The organism is Phaeovulum vinaykumarii (assembly GCF_900156695.1).
In the GTDB taxonomy this organism is placed as follows: Bacteria; Pseudomonadota; Alphaproteobacteria; order Rhodobacterales; family Rhodobacteraceae; genus Bieblia_A; species Bieblia_A vinaykumarii.
In genome coordinates this window covers 97530-115387 of sequence record NZ_FTOM01000007.1, presented here as the reverse complement: position 1 = coordinate 115387, position 17858 = coordinate 97530, and the positions used below count along the sequence as shown (strand labels likewise).

The window sequence follows — 17858 nt, the reverse complement described above, 5'->3', positions numbered from 1 at the left end:
GGGGCTTTTTCATGCGCGCACCTGCGCCACGGGCGCCGGGGCGGGGGAATTTGTCCTTTTTCTCAATACGCTTAACAGCTTGTTGACGCAAAATGTATATGAATGCGCAGAATGTGTGCTTGTGTTTGGCCCCAAGCGTCTGAGGCGTTGCTGACCGATGTACCGATATTCGGATTTCACCGTCGAGGATGGCGGTCCTGGTGTTCTGGGCTCGCGCTTCATGCTCGACCCGGCCTGGAGCGCCGTGAACGATCGTCTGAACATCGCGCTCAGCGATGACGATCCGGTCTTTGACGGTTCGTATGCATGGCAGCAAGACGGCAACCAGATGGCCACCGTCACCACCGCGTCGGGGGGCTTCGTGGCCTCGGGGGCTGTGCGGCTGACTGCGATGCGGACGGTCGTGAACCCGGCCGGCGGTGTCATCAACCTCTATGAAGTTCACGTCAACGGCACGCTGATCGGCCATGTCTCGGATGTCGAACTGACGCCGGGCGTCACCTACGAGATCATCAATTACGTCGATGTGACGGACGCGGTCGAGCCGCAATATTCCGGCCTTGTCACCCCGATCTATGACCCGACCCTGGCCAATAGCATCATCGGCGGGGGCTTCGCGGATTCGATCCTGGGCAACGCGGGGGCGGACAGCATCTGGGCCGGCGCGGGGAATGACACCATCGACGGCGGCGCGGGCGCCGATGTCATCGTCGGCGGCGCGGGCAACGACACGATCTATTTCGGAACCGGCGGCGCCACCCAGGCCGAAGGCGATACCGTCTACGGCGGCACGGGCGATGATCTCATCGATGATGTCTTTGCCGGTCATTACCTTTATGACGCCGTGCTTTATGGCGACGCCGGCAATGACTCGATCTGGGGCGGATACGGCAACGACTCGATCTATGGCGGGGACGACAACGACTTCCTGAACGGCGAGCTGGGCGACGACCTTCTGGACGGCGGCACCGGCAACGACCTGCTGCGGGCCGATGGCGGCAACGATTCGCTGCTGGGCGGCGACGGCACCGACACGCTGGAAGGGGGCGACGGGGCCGACACGCTGGAGGGCGGGACCGGCAGCGACCTCATCACCATCGGCGCGGGTGACGACCTGATCGTCTTCAGCGACGGGCATGGCGCCGATACGGTGTCGGATTTCGACACGACGATGAGCGCGGGTTTCACCGCCGATCAGCTCGATGTCACCGGCATGACCGACACCGGCGGCCAGCCCGTGAACGCCTGGGACGTGACGGTGACCAACGACGGGTTGGGCAATTCGCTGCTGACCTTTCCAGGCGGCGAGACGCTTCTGCTGACGGGGGTGGTGCTCGATCCCGCCAAGCCCGCGCCCATGCTCTATGCGATGGGTATCCCCTGTTTCGTGACCGGAACGCGGATCGCCACGCCCGAAGGGCCGCGCCGGGTCGAGACCCTGCGCGCCGGCGACCGGGTGCTGGCGGCCGATGCGCAGGGGCGCGTTGCGGCGCGGCCCATCGTCTTTGCCGCCGCGCGCTGGCTGGGGCCGGCGCAGCTGGCCCGGCGCCCCGAGATGGCCCCGGTCGAGATCGACGAGGGCGCGCTGGGGCTGCACGGGCGTCTGTGCCTGTCGCGTCAGCATTCGGTTCTGGTGGGGCAACCGGGGCGGCCGGGCCGGACGGGGCGGCTGGCGCGCGCGGGCCATTTGGCGGATCTGGGTCTGCCGGGCGTGCGGCTGCGGCCGGCGGGCGTTGGCGTGGGCTATCACCACATCCTGCTGGATCGGCATGCGCTGGTCTCGGCCGAAGGGCTGGGGGCCGAGACGCTGTGGCCCGGACCCATGGCTTTCGGGGCGCTTTCGGGGGCCGATCGGCTGGCGCTTCTGTCCGCACGTCCCGACCTTGCGCCCGCGCTTCTGGGCCAGGTTCCGGTCGAGTCTCTCTACGGTCCGATGGTCCGCCCGCTGCTGAAAAGGCGGGAAATCTCCGCTCAGCGTTTCGTCAACTGGCGCGATTGGGGGCAGGAATGGTCGTTTCTGGCCGCTTTGACGGGCGAATTCGTGCTGCAATGATTCCCGCGACTGCTGGCCCTTGATGCCCCGAAACGACGGGTTGAAATGGCCAAACGGTTTCGATTTAGTCGCGTAAACGGGAAAAGAAACAAACGAAAGTCAGGGAGCCCGAAGTGAGCAAACCCGCCACCGGCGACGGATTTGTCGTGTTCGAGCACGTCCAGAAGAGCTATGACGGCGAAACTCTGGTCGTGAAGGATCTCAACCTCTCGATCGCCAAGGGTGAGTTTCTGACGATGCTCGGCCCGTCCGGATCGGGCAAGACCACCTGTCTGATGATGCTGGCAGGCTTCGAGACCGCCACCCATGGCGAGATCCGTCTCGACGGCCGTCCGATCAACCAGGTGCCGCCGCACAAGCGCGGCATCGGCATGGTGTTCCAGAACTATGCGCTCTTTCCGCACATGACGGTGGCCGAGAACCTCAGCTTTCCGCTCGAGGTGCGCGGCATGGGCAAATCCGAGCGCGAGGAGAAGATCAAGCGCGCGCTCGACATGGTGCAGATGGGCGCCTTTGCCAACCGCCGTCCGGCGCAGATGTCGGGCGGTCAGCAACAGCGGATCGCGCTGGCGCGCGCGCTGGTCTTCGACCCCAAGCTGGTGCTGATGGACGAACCGCTGGGCGCGCTGGACAAGCAGCTGCGCGAGCATATGCAGTTCGAGATCAAGCATTTGCATGAAAGGCTGGGGCTGACCGTGGTCTATGTCACCCACGACCAGGGCGAGGCGCTGACGATGTCCGACCGCGTGGCCGTGTTCAACGACGGCAAGATCCAGCAGCTGGATGCGCCCGACGTGCTTTACGAACGGCCCAAGAACAGCTTTGTCGCCCAGTTCATCGGCGAGAACAACAAGCTGCCCGGCACGGTCGAGGAATATGACGACGAGAAATGCGTCGTGCGCCTGACCACCGGCGAGGTGATCGACGCCACCCCCGTCAACATCCGCCGCCGCGGTCAGCAGACGCTGGTGTCCATCCGCCCCGAGCGGGTGGAGTTCAAGCCCGAGATGATGCCCGAGGGGGCGCATACGATCTCGGCCGAGGTGCTCGAGGTCATCTACATGGGCGACATCCTGCGCACGCGGATGCGGGTCGCCGGGACCGAAGATTTCGTCATGAAATCGCGCAACACGCTCGATCAGACGCGGCTCCAGCCGGGTCAGACGGTTCAGATCGGCTGGCACCCGGCCGATGCGCGGGCGCTCGACCTGCTCTGAGCAAGGCTCTTGCCGGCGCGGCCCGTCCGCGCCAGCATCTGCATCATACCAGAAGCCGGAAAACCGGCCATCCAACAACACAACGGGAGAACTCGCATGAAGAAGACGCTTATCCTGACCAGTGCGCTGGTGGCCGTCGGGGCTGCGGCCTCGGCGCAGGAGGTCAACGTCGTGTCCTGGGGCGGTGCCTATACCGTCAGCCAGGTCGAAGCTTATCACAAGCCCTTCACCCAACTGACCGGCATCAAGGTCAATTCGATCGACGCCGACAACCCGGCGACGCCGCTCAAGGCGCAGGTCGAGGCCGGCAATGTCTCGATCGACCTGGCCGACGTCGAGCTGTCGGACGCGATCCGGTTGTGCGACGAGGGCCTGCTGGAAGAGATCGACCCCGCGATCCTGCCGCCGGCGCCCGATGGCACCCCCGCGACCGAGGATTTCGTCGATGGCGCGATTCAGGATTGCGCGGTGGCCAGCATCGTCTGGGGCACGGTGATCGCCTATGACAAGACGAAGTTCCCCGGCACTCCGCCCTCGACCCTGGCCGATTTCTTCGATCTCGAGAAATATCCGGGCAAGCGCGGTCTGCTGAAGGCGGCGAAACGCTCGATGGAGATGGCGCTTCTGGCCGATGGCGTGCCGAACGATCAGATCTACGAGGTGCTGGGCACCGACGAGGGCGTGGCCCGTGCGCTGGCCAAGCTTGACACGATCAAGGATTCGGTCGTGTGGTGGGAAGCTGGCGCGCAGCCGCCGCAGCTGCTGGCCGACGGCGAAGTGGTCATGACCAACGGCTATAACGGCCGCTTCTTCAACGCCATCGCGGCCGAGGGCAAGCCCTTCGAGATCATCTGGGACGGCCAATACATGGATTATGACCTGTGGGTCATTCCGAAAGGCGCGCCGAACCTGGAGGCGGCCAAGCAGTTCCTGGCCTTCTCGACCGACACCCAGCGTCTGGCCGATCAGGCGAAATACATCTCCTACGGGCCGGCGCGGAAATCCTCGGCGCCGCTGGTGGGGCTCTATCAGGACGGCGTGACCGAGATGGGTCCGCACATGCCGACGAGCCCCGAGAATCTGGAGAACGTCATCTGGACCAACCCGACCTTCTGGGCGGACCACGACGTGGAGCTGAACGAGCGCTTCAACGCCTGGCTGGCCGGCTGATCCGACAGGGGGAGGCGGGGGCGGACGGATCGACCGTCCGCCCCCGCCGCCCGCCCTGCCCCTGACGGGGCCGGGGGCGGGGGGCGGAACCGACCGCCCGTCGCGCGAAGAACAGTCTCCGGCCGCTGCCGTCATTGGCCCGGCGGGGCGGTCGGAACCCCTGAAGTCGCGGAGCGGTCTTCCGCGACACAAAGGTTTCCCGCATCCCCGCTGCTGCGCTCCGCCGCCGGCCCGGATGCGCCCGCATGTCGGGCCCTGGCCCGAAACTCACCACGCGCCGGTCCGATCCGGGCGGCGGGACGCCCGATACGGTCCGCGCCCTCCATAGACGCCGCGGAGGCGCGCCTCGGGTGGAATGACACAAGATCTGCCGGCACCACGCCGGACACGAGAGGAGAGCGCCATGAGCGATGCAAGCGCCGCAGTGACCGACCCGGACCCCGGTTCCGGTGGCCCGCTGAGCACAGCCGATGGCCAACCCCTGAAGGTGGCACTGGCGCAATCTCAGAAGCGGGCCCGGCGCCGGGCGCTGATGCTGGTGGCGCCGCTCTTTGCCTTCGTCATCTTCGCCTTCGTCCTGCCCATCGGGCAGATGCTGTTCCAGTCGGTCTACAACCCGACCTTCTCGGATGCCGCACCCAACCTGGTGCAATGGTTCGACGAACACCCCCAGGGGTCCGAGCTGGACGAAAGCGCCTATGCCGCGCTGGCCGCCGACCTCAAGCTGATGCGCGAGACCAAGACCGCAGGCGTTGCCGGCACGCGCATCAACTATGACGTTGCGGGCACGCGCTCGCTCTTCACGTCCTCGGCGCGCAAGGCCGCGAAGCTCGAGCCGCCCTACAAGCCCGCGCTTCTCGAGATCGACGAGGATTGGGGCGATCCCGAGATCTGGCGGGCCATGCGTTCGGCCTCGCAGCCCTTCACCATCGACTTCTATCTGGCCGCGATCGACCTGACACGCGATGCCGAGGGCCATATCGTTTCGGTGCCCGAGGACCGCGCGGTCTATGTGATGCTGTTCCAGCGCACGCTGGCGCTGTCGGCGCTGATCACCGCGCTGTGCATCCTGCTGGGCTTTCCCATCGCGCATCTTCTGGCCACGCTGCCGCTGGCGCGCTCGAACATCCTGATGATCTTCGTGCTGTTGCCGTTCTGGACATCGCTTCTGGTGCGCACGACCTCGTGGATGGTGCTTTTGCAAAGCCAGGGGGTGGTCAACGACCTGCTGGTGGCCGTGGGCATCATCGGCGAGGATGGCCGCATCCAGATGATGTATAACCAGATCGGCACCGTGGTCGCCATGACCCATATCCTGCTGCCGTTCATGGTGCTGCCGCTCTATTCGGTGATGCGCCCGATCCCGCCCAGCTATGTGCGTGCGGCCCGCTCGCTCGGGGCGACCTCGTGGACGGCCTTCCGCCGCATCTACCTGCCGCAGACGCTGCCGGGGATCGGGGCGGGCTCGCTTCTCGTGTTCATCCTGGCCATCGGCTATTACATCACCCCGGCCCTTGTCGGCGGCGCCGACGGGCAGCTGGTGTCGAACCTGATCGCCTTCCACATGCAGAAATCGCTGAACTGGTCGCTGGCGGCGGCTCTGGCGGGCATCCTGCTGGGCGGGGTTCTCATTCTCTACTGGCTCTACGACCGGCTCGTGGGCATCGACAATCTCAAGCTGGGGTAAGGTGACACCATGGCACTTCCCGTCTACGCAAGCCCGCTGGAGCGCATCTGGCACTATACCTACCTGCTGCTCTGCGCGATGATCTTCCTGTTCCTGATCGCGCCGATCCTGGTCATCATTCCGCTGTCCTTCAACGCCGAGCCCTATTTCACCTTCACCCAGAAGATGCTGGCCTTCGACCCCGAGGGGTGGTCCACGCGCTGGTATGAAACGCTGGTCACCTTCGGCATGCAGGATCCCGAAGCCCCGCGCGGGGCCGCGTGGTGGGCGGATGTGTGGCACAATACGACCTGGCTTCAGGTGACCAAGAACTCGATCATCATCGGCATCTTCTCGACCATCGTGGCCACGGGGCTGGGCACGCTGGCGGCGCTGGGCCTCTCGCGTCCCGAGATGCCCTATCGCCGGGCGATCATGGCGGTGCTGATCTCGCCGATGATCGTGCCGATCATCATCTCGGCCACGGGGATGTTCTTCTTCTTCTCGAACCCCGGCATCCCCTATCCGACCATCTCCTTCTCGCCCTTCGAGATCGGGATCGCGCAATTCTCGACCGCGGATGCCTGGGGCTTCCGGCTGGCGGGCACCTATCCGGGCATCATCCTGGCGCATGCCGTTCTGGGCATTCCCTTCGTCATCATCACGGTGACGGCGACGCTGGTGGGCTTTGACCGGTCGCTGATCCGGGCCTCGGCCAGCCTGGGGGCGAACCCGCGCACGACCTTCTTCAAGGTGATCATGCCGCTGATCCTGCCGGGGGTGGTGTCGGGGGGGCTGTTTGCCTTCGTGACCTCGTTCGACGAGGTGGTCGCCGTGCTCTTCATTGCCGATTACGACCAGCAGACGATCCCGCGGCAGATGTGGAACGGCATCCGCGAGCAGATCTCGCCGGCGATCCTGGCGGTGGCCACGATCCTGGTGGTGATCTCGATCGCGCTGCTGACCACGGTCGAGCTGCTGCGCCGGCGCTCGGACCGGCTGCGCGGGGTGACGGGGCGCTGAGCCCCGCCGCCACCGACCGCACCCGCCAGGGGATCGGATCAAGGGGGCCTTCGGGGCCCCCTTTTGCTGTTGCGGGTGGGGCAGGGGATGTGCGGCCTGCCGATCGGGGCTCAGCAGGTCCGGAGAAGGGGCGCAGGGCCGGGAAATGCGGTGCGCGCGCGCGGGCTCAGGGCAGCAGCGCCAGCCAGAACCAGACCGACAGGATCGACAGCGCCGTGGCGATCAGCACCGAGGAGGCCGCGACGCGGCGGGCCGCGCCATACATGTTGGCAAAGAGATAGGCGTTGACGCCGGGCGCCATGGCCGCCGTCAGCACCGCCGAGCGCATCGCATCGACCCCCAGCCCGAAGAGATGCGCCGCGCTCCAGGTGAAGACGGGGTGCAGCACCAGCGACAGCCCCGAGACCATCGCAATGGCCTTGACGTCGCCTTCGGGGCGATAGCGCACCAGAACCCCGCCCAGCCCGAAGAGCGCGGCCGGAAGCGCCGCCTGCGCCATCATCTCGGTGCCATGCCAGACCGCCGCCGGCAGCGGCAGGCCCGACAGGTTGACCGCAAAGCCCAGTGCGATGCCGATCACCAGCGGCGTCCGCGCGATGCCGATCAGCGTGCGCAGCGCCAGCGACGACAGGCCTGCGCCCGAGCCGTGGCTCTTGACCGTCTCCATCATCAGGATGCCGAAGGTATAGAGCAGCGGCGAATGCACCGAGATGATGGCGAAATTCCCCGCAAGTGCGGCGTCGCCATAGGCGCGCTGGGTGATCGGCACGCCCAGCAGGAGCGAGTTCGAAAAGAGACAGCAAAAGCCGATGGCAATGCAATCGGGCCCCGAACGCCCGATCAGGAACCGCGCCCCCAGCGCCCCCGCGGCAAAGGCGAGAAAGGCGCCGCCATAGAACGACACCATCAGCCCCAGGTCATAGCTGGCGCCCAGGTCCAGCCGCGCGATCGAGCGGAACAGCAGCACCGGCACCGCGAAATTCTGGGCGAATTTCATCACCCCCTCGACCGCATCCGCGCGCATCAATCCCGACCAGGCGGCGGCATAGCCAAAGCCGATGACCAGGAAGACCGGCAAGATGACGTCGATCAGCGCCGACATGTCAGAGCTGGAATTCGAGAACCATCCCGTCATGCGCGGGGCGCACGGTGTCGGGGGTTTCGGCCATCACGTCATCATGGTCGAGATCGATATGCATGTTGGTCAGCACCGCCGCGGCCGGCCGGGCCCGCGCGATCCATTCCAGCGCCAGCGCCAGATGCGCATGGGTCGGATGCGGCGTGCGGCGCAGCGCGTCAAGCACCCAGCATTCGAGCCCCTCGAGATGCGGCCAGGCGGCTTCGGGGATCGCCGAGACGTCGGGCAGATAGGCCAGCGGGCCGATGCGAAAGCCCAGCGCGTCGATATTGCCATGCGCGACCTCGAAGGGCACCAGCTCGATCGCGCCGCCCGCGCCGGTCACGCTGAAGGGGCCGCGGATCGTGTGCAGGTCGCAGATCGGGGGGTAATTGCTGTCGGGCGGCTGCACGAAGGCATAGCCAAAGCGCGACAGCAGCGCGCCTTGCGTGGTCTCGTCGGCCCAGACATCGAGACGGGCGCGCATGTTGAAGGTGATCTGGCGCAGATCGTCGAGCCCGTGCACGTGATCGGCATGGGCATGGGTATAGGCCACCGCATCCAGGCTGCCGATGCCCGCGCGCAGCAATTGTGCGCGCAGGTCGGGCGAGGTGTCGATCAAGACGCGGGTGGTGCCCTCGGCGCTGATCCGCTCGACCAGCATGGAACAGCGCGTGCGCCGGTTCCTGGGGTTGTCGGGGTTGCATTCGCCCCAATGTCCCCCGATCCGCGGCACGCCCCCCGACGAGCCGCAGCCCAGGATCGTGAAGCGCATCCGGCTCATGCGGCCCCCCGCTGCGTCGCCCCGGCAGCCTTGGAGAACAGCCGGTCGAAATTGGCGCTGGTCTGGGCGGCAAAATCCGCCAGGCTCAGCCCGAAAAGCTCGGCGCCGACCGCGGCGGTATGGGCGACATAGGCCGGTTCGTTGCGCTTGCCGCGATGGGGCGGGGGCGCAAGATAGGGCGCGTCGGTCTCGACCAGAATGCGTTCGAGCGGGGCTGCGGCGAAGATCTCGCGCAGCTCCTTCGACTTGGGAAAGGCCGCGATGCCCGACATCGACAGATAGAAGCCCAGATCCAGCGCCGCACGCGCCAGATCGGGCCCCGAGGAAAAGCAATGCAGCACGCAGCCATAGGGCCCGGCGCGGAATTCCTCGGTCAGGATCGCGGCCATGTCGTCATCGGCGGCGCGGGCATGGATGATCAGCGGCAGGCCGGTGGCGCGCGCAACGGCGATGTGGCGGCGCAGGCTTTCCTTCTGCACTTCGGCAGAATCCGCGGAATAGTGATAATCCAGCCCGGTTTCCCCAATGCCGACAAAGCGCGGATGTTGTGAAAGTGCAATCATCGCGTCGACGTCGATCAGCGGTTCCTTGTCCGCCGACATCGGATGGACGCCCGCGGCATAGAACAGCCCGTCGTGGGTTTCGGCCAGGGCGCGCACGGCGGGTTCGTTGTCCATGCGCGTGCAGATGGTCACCATGCGGGTGACCCCGGCGGCGCGTGCGCGCGCCAGGATGGCGTCCAGGTCGTCGGCGAAATCGGGGAAATCCAGATGGCAGTGGCTGTCCACAAGCGCCGGGGGCGGCGCCGGTGTGCCCATCTGCGGGCGGTCGTCGGTCATGCGGGCGTCCTTCGGCTTGCCGCGCCGGAAGCCGCGGCGATCGCCAGAAACATATCCAACACCAGCGCGGCGGGGTCAAGGTTGACGGCCCGGCCGTGGCGGGAGCGCGCGCTCAGCTCCTGTTGCAGGTTGGCCCAGCCGCGCGCGGCCGCGGTATCGGGCGACAGGCGCGCGAAGATGCGCGCCTCGTCGGGGGCGGCCTCGGGGTCGATCCCGCCCGCCGCCCCGGCCCGCGCCAGACGTGACAGCGCCAGATCAATGAGGTCCAGCATCAGCTCGAAGGTCTCGGCATTGGCCTTGCCGGCACAGCCCTCGGCCAGCGCGATGGCCCGCGGCCGGTCCATCCGCGGCAGCCCGCCCAGAAGCGCCACGATCTGGCCATAGAGGTCGAGCCCCTGCAATTCGACCAGCCGCACGGCCGCGCCCACCGATCCCCCCGACAGCGCCGCCAGCGCCGGGGCCTCGTCGGGGGCGGCCGCCACCCCGGTCTGTTCAAGCGCGCGCGCCATCTCCGCCGGGCCCAGCATGTCCAGCCGCAAGGTCCGGCAGCGCGAGCGGATCGTGGGCAGAAGGCGCATCGGCTGATGGCTGACCAGAAGGAAGGTCACGCCGGCGGGGGGCTCCTCCAGCAGTTTCAGCAGCGCATTGGCCGCGGGGGTGTTCATCTCGTCGGCGGCATCCACGATCACCGCGCGCCGCCCGCCGTCGGCGGCGGACAATTGCAGGAAGCTCTTGAGCTTGCGCACCTCGTCGACAAGGATATTCGCCGCCAGCCCCGAGCCGGTGGCATTGGCCCCGCGGCGCAGAAGGAACAGCCGCGGCTCGGCCTGGGCCAGGATGCGCCGCACGACCGGGTGGTCGGGGTCGGTGTCCAGGCTGTCGGGTGGGGGGGGCGCCGCGCCGCCGAACAGCCCGCCGCTGTCTTGCGGAAGGGCCAGCAGGAACCGCGCGATCCGCCAGGCCAGCGTGGCCTTGCCGACCCCGCGAGGCCCGGCGATCAGCCAGGCGTGATGCATCCGCCCGCCGGAATGGGCGGCCAGGAATTCGGCTTCGGCGCGCGCCTGGCCGAAAAGATGCAGCGTCTCGCGCGGGTGGGGGGCGCCCGGCGCACGGTCGGGGTCGGGCAGGGGCTCGCTCATGCGCGCGGCTCCAGCGCCGCCTGCGCCAGGGCCGCGACCCGCTCCGCCACCTCGGCGGGCGGGGCATCGCCGTCGATCACACGGATGCGGTCGGGGGCCTGGCGCGCCAGATCCAGAAAGCCCGCGCGCATCTCGGCCTGCATCGCGCGGCCGAAGGATTCAAAGCGCGCCTCGGCGCCGGCACGGGCACGGGCGCGGGCCAGGCCGGTCTCGGCGGGGATGTCGATCAGGAAGGTCAGGTCGGCCTCGCGTCGGATCAGCGCGGCATGCAGCGTTTCGACCGCACCGCGCAGATCGCCCCGCGTCAGGCCCTGATAGACACGGGTCGAATCGACGAAGCGGTCGCAGATCACCACCTTGCCCGCGGCCAGCGCCGGGGCGATGGTGCGTTCCAGATGGTCGCGCCGCGCCGCGGTGAAGAGCAGAAGCTCGGTTTCCGCCGACCAGCGGTCGGTCGGCCCCTCGAGGACCAGCGCGCGGATCTCCTCGGCGCCGGGGCTGCCGCCGGGTTCGCGCGTCAGCACGACGTCATGTCCCGCCGCGCGCAGATGATCGGCAAGCCTCTGGGCCTGCGTGGATTTCCCCGACCCGTCGATGCCCTCGAAGGTGATGAACATCAGGAGCCCGAGACCGCGCCCGGCTGGACGGGCAGCGCGCCCGGCTGGCCCACGACCCCGGTCGCCCCGGCGGCAATCAGCGCCTGTGCCCACAGCCGTTCGGCCGCGGCCTTCACCCGCACCCAAGGGCCGCCCGCGGCGACGTCGCGGCCCGCGACCAGCGCCACCTCGCGCTGGCCCGGAACGTCGGGGGTTTCGATGCGCAGCGTGGCGATGGGTTGGCCCGCGCGGATCGGTGCGGGGATCGGCCCGTCATAGCTGACGGTGGCCTTCAGCCCTTCCTGCGCCAGGGCGGGCACCAGCAGGCGCAGATCCCCGGCCATCACCAGCGGCACGCTCTCGGCCTCGCCCAGCCAGACCGGCGCCTGGGCCAGCTCGTCGCCCTGGGTGGCCACGGTCTTCAGCGCGAATTGGCGAAAGGCCCAGTTGACGATGCGTTCGGCTTCCTCGGCGCGGGCGCGTTCGCTGTCCATCCCCGAGATCACGAAGACGATGCGCCGCTCGCCCTGCACGGCCGAGCCGACAAGGCCATAGCCCGCCTCGCTGGTGTGGCCGGTCTTGAGCCCGTCGGCGCCGATCCCCAGCCCCAGCAGCGGGTTGCGATTGTGGCGGTTGTCGGGGGCGCGGTTGTCGTAGGGAAATTCGCGGATGCTGAAATAATGGTAATATTCGGGGAATTCGGTGATCAGGCGCAGCGCCAGCGTGCCGAGATCGCGCATCGACATCCGGTGCCCCGGCGCCGGCCACCCCGAGGCATTGGCGAAGATCGAATTCTTCATGCCCAGCGCATGGGCGCGTTCAGTCATCAGGCGGGCGAAATTGTCCTCGGTCCCGCCCAGGCCCTCGGCCACGACCACGCAGGCGTCATTGCCCGACAGCACCACGATCCCCTTGATCAGATCCTCGACGCGGGGCCGGTCGGTCTCGTTGAGGAACATGGTCGACCCGCCCATCATCCGCGCCCGCGTCGACACCGGAAAGCGCGTGTCCAGCGTCACGCGCCCGTCGCGCAGCGCCTCGAACAGCATGTCGATCGTCATCAGCTTGGACATCGAGGCCGGCGGCAGCGGCACATCGGCATTCTTTTCCAGAAGCACCGTCTGCGTGGCCACGTCATAGACCCAGGCCGCCGAGGCGCGGGTGTCAAAGGCCAGCGCCGCCGAGGGCAGCGCAAGGATCAGCGCAAGAACGGTCAGGATCTGGCGAAACGGGGTCGGCATGGCCTTCTCCGGTCGGTTCTGGGGTCTAGTTCGAGACGGCATAGGCATCGCCATAGCCGAGCGATTTGATCTTGGCGAGAAGGGCCGCGCGGTCGGATTTCGACGCCGCGGGCCCGGCGATGACGCGCCAGAAGTCCTTGCCCTGGCTTTCGCCCTTGCGGATCGTCGGCACGACGCCGGCCTTGCGCAGCTGATCGGCGGCGCGGGTTGCGTTGGCCTGCACGCTGAAGATGCCGATCTGGACATAGGCCTTGCCCAGCGCCGGCGCGGGGCGCGCGGGCCGGGTTTCGGTGGCCGCGGGCGCGGCGGCGGGGGCCGGGCTTGCCGCCGGCTTGGCGGGCTTGGCCGGTTTGGCGGGCTTGCCGGATGCCGGCGGCAGCGGCGTCGCCGCCACCGTCTCGGCGGCGATGGCCGCGGTCTCGGGTGCGGGCGCTGCGGCGGCGGTTTCTGCGGCGGGGGCCTCGGCCTCCTCGCGGCGCAGCGCCACCACGTTCAGCGCGACGGGTTGGCCCGCCAGCGCGCCCAGCGCCTCGGCCGCGTCCGACGACAATTGCAGCCTGGGTCCGGGGTTGGCGCGCTCGCGCCGGAAGAGCGCGCCGATCACGAACTTGCCGTTCTCGGAATTGCGGATGATGACGCGCTCGGGATCCTTGACGTCGGGATGGGCGACCCAGACGCCGCCCAGCGACGGACGCCCGTCCCACAGCCCCTTTTCGGTGACCGAGAAGACCTCGGGCGCCTCGACGTCGCGTTCCACGATCCGCGCGCTCGAGGCGGGGCGGGGGCCGTCCTCGCCCGTGCCGCCCAATTGCATCTGACATCCCGAAAGGACCAGCGCCAGCATGACGCCGCCCGAAACCGCGCGCATGCGCAATTTGCTCTGCCGATTCATCCTTGCCCCCTTCGCGGTCTTGTGCCGCGTAAGCCCTGCCGGGCCCGGTCCAGCCTGCCCGGCCCGGCGTTGCGCGCGATCCTAGCGAACCTGCCCGCGCAAGAAAAGCGACAAGGGGCCCGGTGGCGGTTATTCGCCATTGCCCGCGGCCCGGCGCCGCCGCCGCCCGCCACTGCCGCCGGGGGTGCCGCCGGTGTTGAACGAGACCTGCGGCAGGGGCGGCAGATGCGGAAAGGGATCGGTGGCATGCGGCAGGGCGTTGGCGGCCACGAAATGCTCCTGGAAGCGCGGCTCGAGGGCGGTCTCGATCCGTTCGATGCCGGTCACCTCGGTCTCGATCCGGCGCCGCGCGGCCACCGAACACAGCGCCATCCGCGCCCCGGTTCCCGCGGCATTGCCGGCCGAGACCACGGCCTCGGTCGCGCAATCGGGGATCATGCCCAGAACCATCGCGTGAAGCGGCGAGATATGCGCCCCGAAAGCGCCCGCCAGCACCACGCGGTCCACCTGGGCAATGCCGAAATGATCCATCAGGAGGCGCGCGCCGGCATAAAGCGCGGATTTGGCCAGCTGGATGGCGCGGATGTCGCCCTGGGTCACCATGACCGGGGTGGGCCCGTCATGCAGCAGATAGGCATGCGTGCGCCCCTGCGCGATGCAGCGCGCGCTGCCGGTCTGTTCGGCCGACCCGATCAGCCCCGAGGCATCGACCAGCCCGGCCAGCCGCATCTCGGCCACCGCCTCGATGATGCCCGAGCCGCAGATCCCGGTGATCGGGGGGGCGGCCTCGGCAAAGCCCGGCGCGTCCGACCACAGATCGCAGCCGATGACGCGGAAACGTGGTTCCCGTGTCGCGGGGTCGATGCGCACCCGTTCGATGGCGCCCGCGGCGGCGCGCTGGCCGGACGAGATCTGGGCGCCCTCGAAGGCGGGGCCGGTGGGCGAGGAACAGGCCAGAACCCGCGTCCGGTCGCCCAGCACGATCTCGGCATTGGTGCCCACATCGACGATCAGCACGGGGGCCTTGGCCGTGCGCGGGGCCTCGGACAGCACCACCGCGGCGGCATCCGCGCCCACATGGCCCGCGATCAGCGGCAGCACATAGGCGCGCGCGGCCGGGTTGATGGTGGAAAGCCCGATCTCGGCCGCTGTCAGGTCCAGCGCAGCCGAGGTGGCCGGCGCGAAGGGCGCCTGACCCAGCTCGACCGGGTCGATCCCCAGCATCAGGTGGTGCATGACCGGGTTGCAGACCAGCACCGCCTCGACCACGTCGCGGGGGGCGCAGCCGGCCGCGTCGGTCAGCGCGCGGGCCAGATCGGCCAGCGCCGCACGCACCGCTGCCGTCATCTCGGCCGCGCCGCCGGGGTTCATCATCGCATAGGAGACGCGGCTCATCAGGTCTTCGCCGAAGCGGATCTGCGGGTTCATCACCCCCGCCGAGGCACGCACCCGCCCGTCGGCCAGATCGACCAGATGGCCCGCGATCGTGGTCGAGCCGAGGTCGATCGCCAGCCCCAGAAGCGGCGCGTCGCGCAGCCCCGGCCAGAGGTCGATCAGACGTGGCCGCCCGCCGCCCTGCCAGATGGCGGCCGTCACCTTCCAGTCGGCCGCGCGCAGGATCGGCTGCATCCGGCTCAGCAGATCGAGCGGCACCTCCAGATCGCGGATGCCCCATTGCGCCGCAAGCGCTGCGGCCAGACGCTGGGCATCGCCGTCGGGATGTTCCAGACTGGCGGGCGTGACCTCGACGAAGAAGGGGCGCGTGGCCGGGTCCATCTCCATCACGCGCTCGGAGGCGGATTTGCGCACGACCTGGCGGTGCAGCTGGCTTTCGGCGGGCACATCCACGACCAGATCGCCCAGGATCTGCGCCTGACAGCCCAGCCGGCGTCCGGGGGGCAGACCGCGCTTCTCGTCATAACGGCGCTCGACGGCATTGGGCGGCGCCAGCGCCTCGGCGGTGACGGTCAGCCCGTGCTTGGCGAACTGTCCGATGCCGGGGCTGAACTGGCATTTCGAGCAGATGCCGCGTCCGCCGCAGACCGAATCGAGATCCACCCCCAGCGCGCGGGCGGCTTGCAGCACCGTGGTCCCGCGCGCGACCTGGCCGCGTTTGCCCGAGGGCGTGAAGACCACCGTGACCTGTTCGTTGTCGTTCATCGCTTGCTCCGCCGAACCCCGTGCCGCGCATCTAGCCCGCCCGCCGCCCCGGTCGAGGGCAGAAAGCGGCGCTCTCAGTCCGATTCGTCCAACCACGCCAGGATTTCGGCGCGGTCCCCATCCAGAAGCGGCGCCGGCGGCCGCCTTTCGGTCTCGGGCAGCCCCGACATCTTGATCGGAAAGCCCGCGCAGCGAAAGGCGGGGCGGCCGTCCACGGCGTCGATATCCTTGACCCTCCGCCGCGCCAGAAGCTGGGGATCGACCAGCGCTTCGGTCATGTCCTGGATCGGGCCGGTGGGCACGCCCGCCGCCTCCAGACGCGGGATCCAGTGCGCGCGCGGCCGGGTCAGGGTGACCGTCTCGATCAGCCGCTTCAGCAGGCGGTGGTTCTCGCAGCGGGCGGGGTTGGTGGCAAAGCGCGGGTCTTGCGCCAGCGGCCCCAGATCCAGCGCGCGGCAGAGCTTGGAAAACAAGATGTCGTTGCCCGCGGCGATGACGAACAGCCCGTCCTCGGCGTGGAAGGTCTCGAAGGGGGGGCGAGGGGTGGCGCGCGCCCGTGGGGCGGGGGGCGGTTCCGGTCGCGGTGGTCAGCGCCACGCGCATGTTCGAGAATGGCCACGTCGATCTTCTGTCCGCGCCCGGTCCGGTCACGCGCGATCAGCGCCGCCAGCACGCCTTGCATCAGATACATCCCCGCGATGATGTCCCCGATCGAGGCGCCCACGCGCACCGGGTCGCGGTTTTCCTCGCCGGTGGTCGACATGACGCCGCGATGGGCGGGACGGCGCGGGTGTTGTCGCCCGCGCCGGGCTTCTCGACCTTGATGACCTTTGCGCCCAGCTCCATCAGCTCGGTCGAGCAGAAAGGCCCGGCCAGCACATGGGGCAGGTCGATCACGGTCATTCCGTCAAGGGGCAGAGGCGGGGGCATGGGGATTTCCCGTCGTCAGGGCCGGAATGTCGCAAAAGGTCTGTTCTGGCGGCAGAAACGGCCCGCCGGGGCCGCGAAAATGTTGCAAGAAGACAAGCGCCGGAATGTTGGAAAATGACAATTTCCGACGCCGGGGGCGTCAGCGGCGCATCCGGGCCAGCGCGGCCAGACGCTCGACCGTGGCGATGTCCTGCTCGTTCTTGAGAAGCGCACCGTAAAGCGGCGGCAGCCCGGCGCCGGCGCCCTGCGGCCCTTCGGTCGGGCGCAGCGCCCCCGCCGGCAGATCCGCCGCCGCCAGCAGCCGCAGCCAGTCGAGCAGCTCCGAGGTCGAGGGCTTCTTCTTCAGGCCGGGCGTCTCGCGCAGCCCGAAGAACACCTCGAGCGCGGCCTCGGTCAGATCCTGGCGCAGCCCCGGATGATGCACCTCGACGATGGCGCGCAGCATCTCGGCATCGGGGAAGCGGATGTAGTGGAAGAAACAGCGCCGCAGGAAGGCGTCGGGCAATTCCTTCTCGTTGTTCGAGGTGATGACGATCACCGGGCGGTGGCGGGCGCGGATGGTCTCGCCGGTCTCGTAGACGTGGAATTCCATCCGGTCGAGTTCCTGCAACAGGTCGTTGGGGAATTCGATGTCGGCCTTGTCGATCTCGTCGATCAGAAGGACGGTCCGGGTCTCGGCGGCGAAGGCCTGCCAGAGCTTGCCGCGGCGGATATAGTTCGACACGTCCGACACCCGCGCATCGCCCAGCTGGCTGTCGCGCAGCCGCGAGACGGCGTCGTATTCGTAAAGCCCCTGCTGGGCGCGGGTGGTCGATTTCACCACCCATTCGACGATCGGCAGCCCCAGGCTCTGTGCCACCTGGCGGGCCAGCTCGGTCTTGCCGGTGCCGGGTTCGCCCTTGACCAGAAGCGGCCGTTCCAGTGCGACGGCCGCGTTCACGGCCTCGGCCAACCCGTCGGAGGCCACGTAATCCGCGGTTGACCCGAAGCCGCGCGCCCCTGTTCCTGCTGCCGTCATCTTGCGCCTCTTT

General features: G+C 68.4%; 16 protein-coding genes and 1 pseudogene. 6 read left to right on the top strand and 11 right to left on the bottom strand.

All coding sequences use genetic code 11. From position 1 onward, the window contains the following. Window positions 1–157 precede the first annotated feature (157 nt). The 5 genes from BW949_RS16565 (at window position 158) to BW949_RS13160 (ending at window position 7129) form a co-directional block, all read left to right on the top strand. Window positions 158–2053 (top strand): Hint domain-containing protein, encoded by a 1896-nt coding sequence (locus BW949_RS16565; RefSeq protein ID WP_083947766.1) that lies wholly within the window; start codon window positions 158–160, stop codon window positions 2051–2053. A 113-nt stretch (window positions 2054–2166) separates the two neighbouring features. Then, complete coding sequence (locus BW949_RS13175; RefSeq protein WP_076366839.1) at window positions 2167–3270, top strand: ABC transporter ATP-binding protein; 1104 nt, start codon at window positions 2167–2169, stop codon at window positions 3268–3270. A 96-nt stretch (window positions 3271–3366) separates the two neighbouring features. Then, complete coding sequence (locus BW949_RS13170) at window positions 3367–4440, top strand: ABC transporter substrate-binding protein (protein WP_076366837.1); 1074 nt, start codon at window positions 3367–3369, stop codon at window positions 4438–4440. Between the two features lie 403 nt (window positions 4441–4843). Further along, the gene (locus tag BW949_RS13165) at window positions 4844–6127 is read left to right on the top strand and encodes an ABC transporter permease (RefSeq protein ID WP_076366835.1); all 1284 of its coding nucleotides are present in this window, start codon (window positions 4844–4846) and stop codon (window positions 6125–6127) included. Window positions 6128–6136: 9 nt separating this feature from the next. Next, complete coding sequence (locus BW949_RS13160) at window positions 6137–7129, top strand: ABC transporter permease (RefSeq protein ID WP_076366833.1); 993 nt, start codon at window positions 6137–6139, stop codon at window positions 7127–7129. 166 nt (window positions 7130–7295) lie between these two features. Here the strand turns inward: BW949_RS13160 and BW949_RS13155 are convergent, their stop codons facing one another. The 10 genes and pseudogenes from BW949_RS13155 to BW949_RS17815 form a co-directional block, all read right to left on the bottom strand. Then, complete coding sequence (locus BW949_RS13155) at window positions 7296–8231, bottom strand: AEC family transporter (RefSeq protein ID WP_076366831.1); 936 nt, start codon at window positions 8229–8231, stop codon at window positions 7296–7298. A 1-nt stretch (window position 8232) separates the two neighbouring features. Continuing rightward, window positions 8233–9030: an MBL fold metallo-hydrolase gene (locus tag BW949_RS13150; RefSeq protein WP_076366829.1), complete on the bottom strand. Its 798-nt coding sequence runs from the start codon at window positions 9028–9030 to the stop codon at window positions 8233–8235. Further along, the gene (locus tag BW949_RS13145) at window positions 9027–9869 is read right to left on the bottom strand and encodes a TatD family hydrolase (RefSeq protein WP_076366827.1); all 843 of its coding nucleotides are present in this window, start codon (window positions 9867–9869) and stop codon (window positions 9027–9029) included. Before BW949_RS13145 ends, BW949_RS13150 begins: the two co-directional genes overlap by 4 nt. After that, entirely contained in the window at window positions 9866–11008 is a 1143-nt protein-coding gene (locus BW949_RS13140) for a DNA polymerase III subunit delta' (RefSeq protein WP_076366825.1), read from the bottom strand. Before BW949_RS13140 ends, BW949_RS13145 begins: the two co-directional genes overlap by 4 nt. Continuing rightward, complete coding sequence (gene tmk / locus BW949_RS13135) at window positions 11005–11625, bottom strand: dTMP kinase (protein ID WP_076366823.1); 621 nt, start codon at window positions 11623–11625, stop codon at window positions 11005–11007. Before tmk ends, BW949_RS13140 begins: the two co-directional genes overlap by 4 nt. Then, a complete protein-coding gene (locus tag BW949_RS13130; protein ID WP_076366821.1) occupies window positions 11625–12845 on the bottom strand; it encodes a D-alanyl-D-alanine carboxypeptidase family protein in 1221 nt (406 codons plus the stop codon). Before BW949_RS13130 ends, tmk begins: the two co-directional genes overlap by 1 nt. Window positions 12846–12870: 25 nt before the next feature. Then, window positions 12871–13713, bottom strand: a complete 843-nt coding sequence (locus tag BW949_RS13125; protein ID WP_235816305.1) for an SPOR domain-containing protein — start codon at window positions 13711–13713, stop codon at window positions 12871–12873. 153 nt (window positions 13714–13866) lie between these two features. Next, window positions 13867–15897 carry an ASKHA domain-containing protein gene (locus BW949_RS13120; RefSeq protein WP_076366817.1) on the bottom strand — a complete coding sequence of 677 codons (2031 nt, stop codon included), beginning with the start codon at window positions 15895–15897 and terminating at the stop codon, window positions 13867–13869. Window positions 15898–15971: 74 nt separating this feature from the next. Beyond that, window positions 15972–16391: a CoA transferase gene (locus tag BW949_RS17820; protein WP_456238433.1), complete on the bottom strand. Its 420-nt coding sequence runs from the start codon at window positions 16389–16391 to the stop codon at window positions 15972–15974. A gap of 164 nt (window positions 16392–16555) precedes the next feature. Continuing rightward, window positions 16556–16660, bottom strand: a pseudogene (locus BW949_RS17815) (CoA transferase); the annotation flags it as partial. 9 nt (window positions 16661–16669) lie between these two features. Here BW949_RS17815 and BW949_RS17810 point away from each other — a divergent pair. Then, window positions 16670–16945, top strand: a complete 276-nt coding sequence (locus BW949_RS17810; RefSeq protein ID WP_456238432.1) for a hypothetical protein — start codon at window positions 16670–16672, stop codon at window positions 16943–16945. 21 nt (window positions 16946–16966) lie between these two features. On the opposite strand, the gene BW949_RS13110 is transcribed toward BW949_RS17810, so the two are convergent. Continuing rightward, entirely contained in the window at window positions 16967–17845 is an 879-nt protein-coding gene (locus BW949_RS13110) for an AAA family ATPase (protein ID WP_076366815.1), read from the bottom strand. Window positions 17846–17858 lie beyond the last annotated feature (13 nt).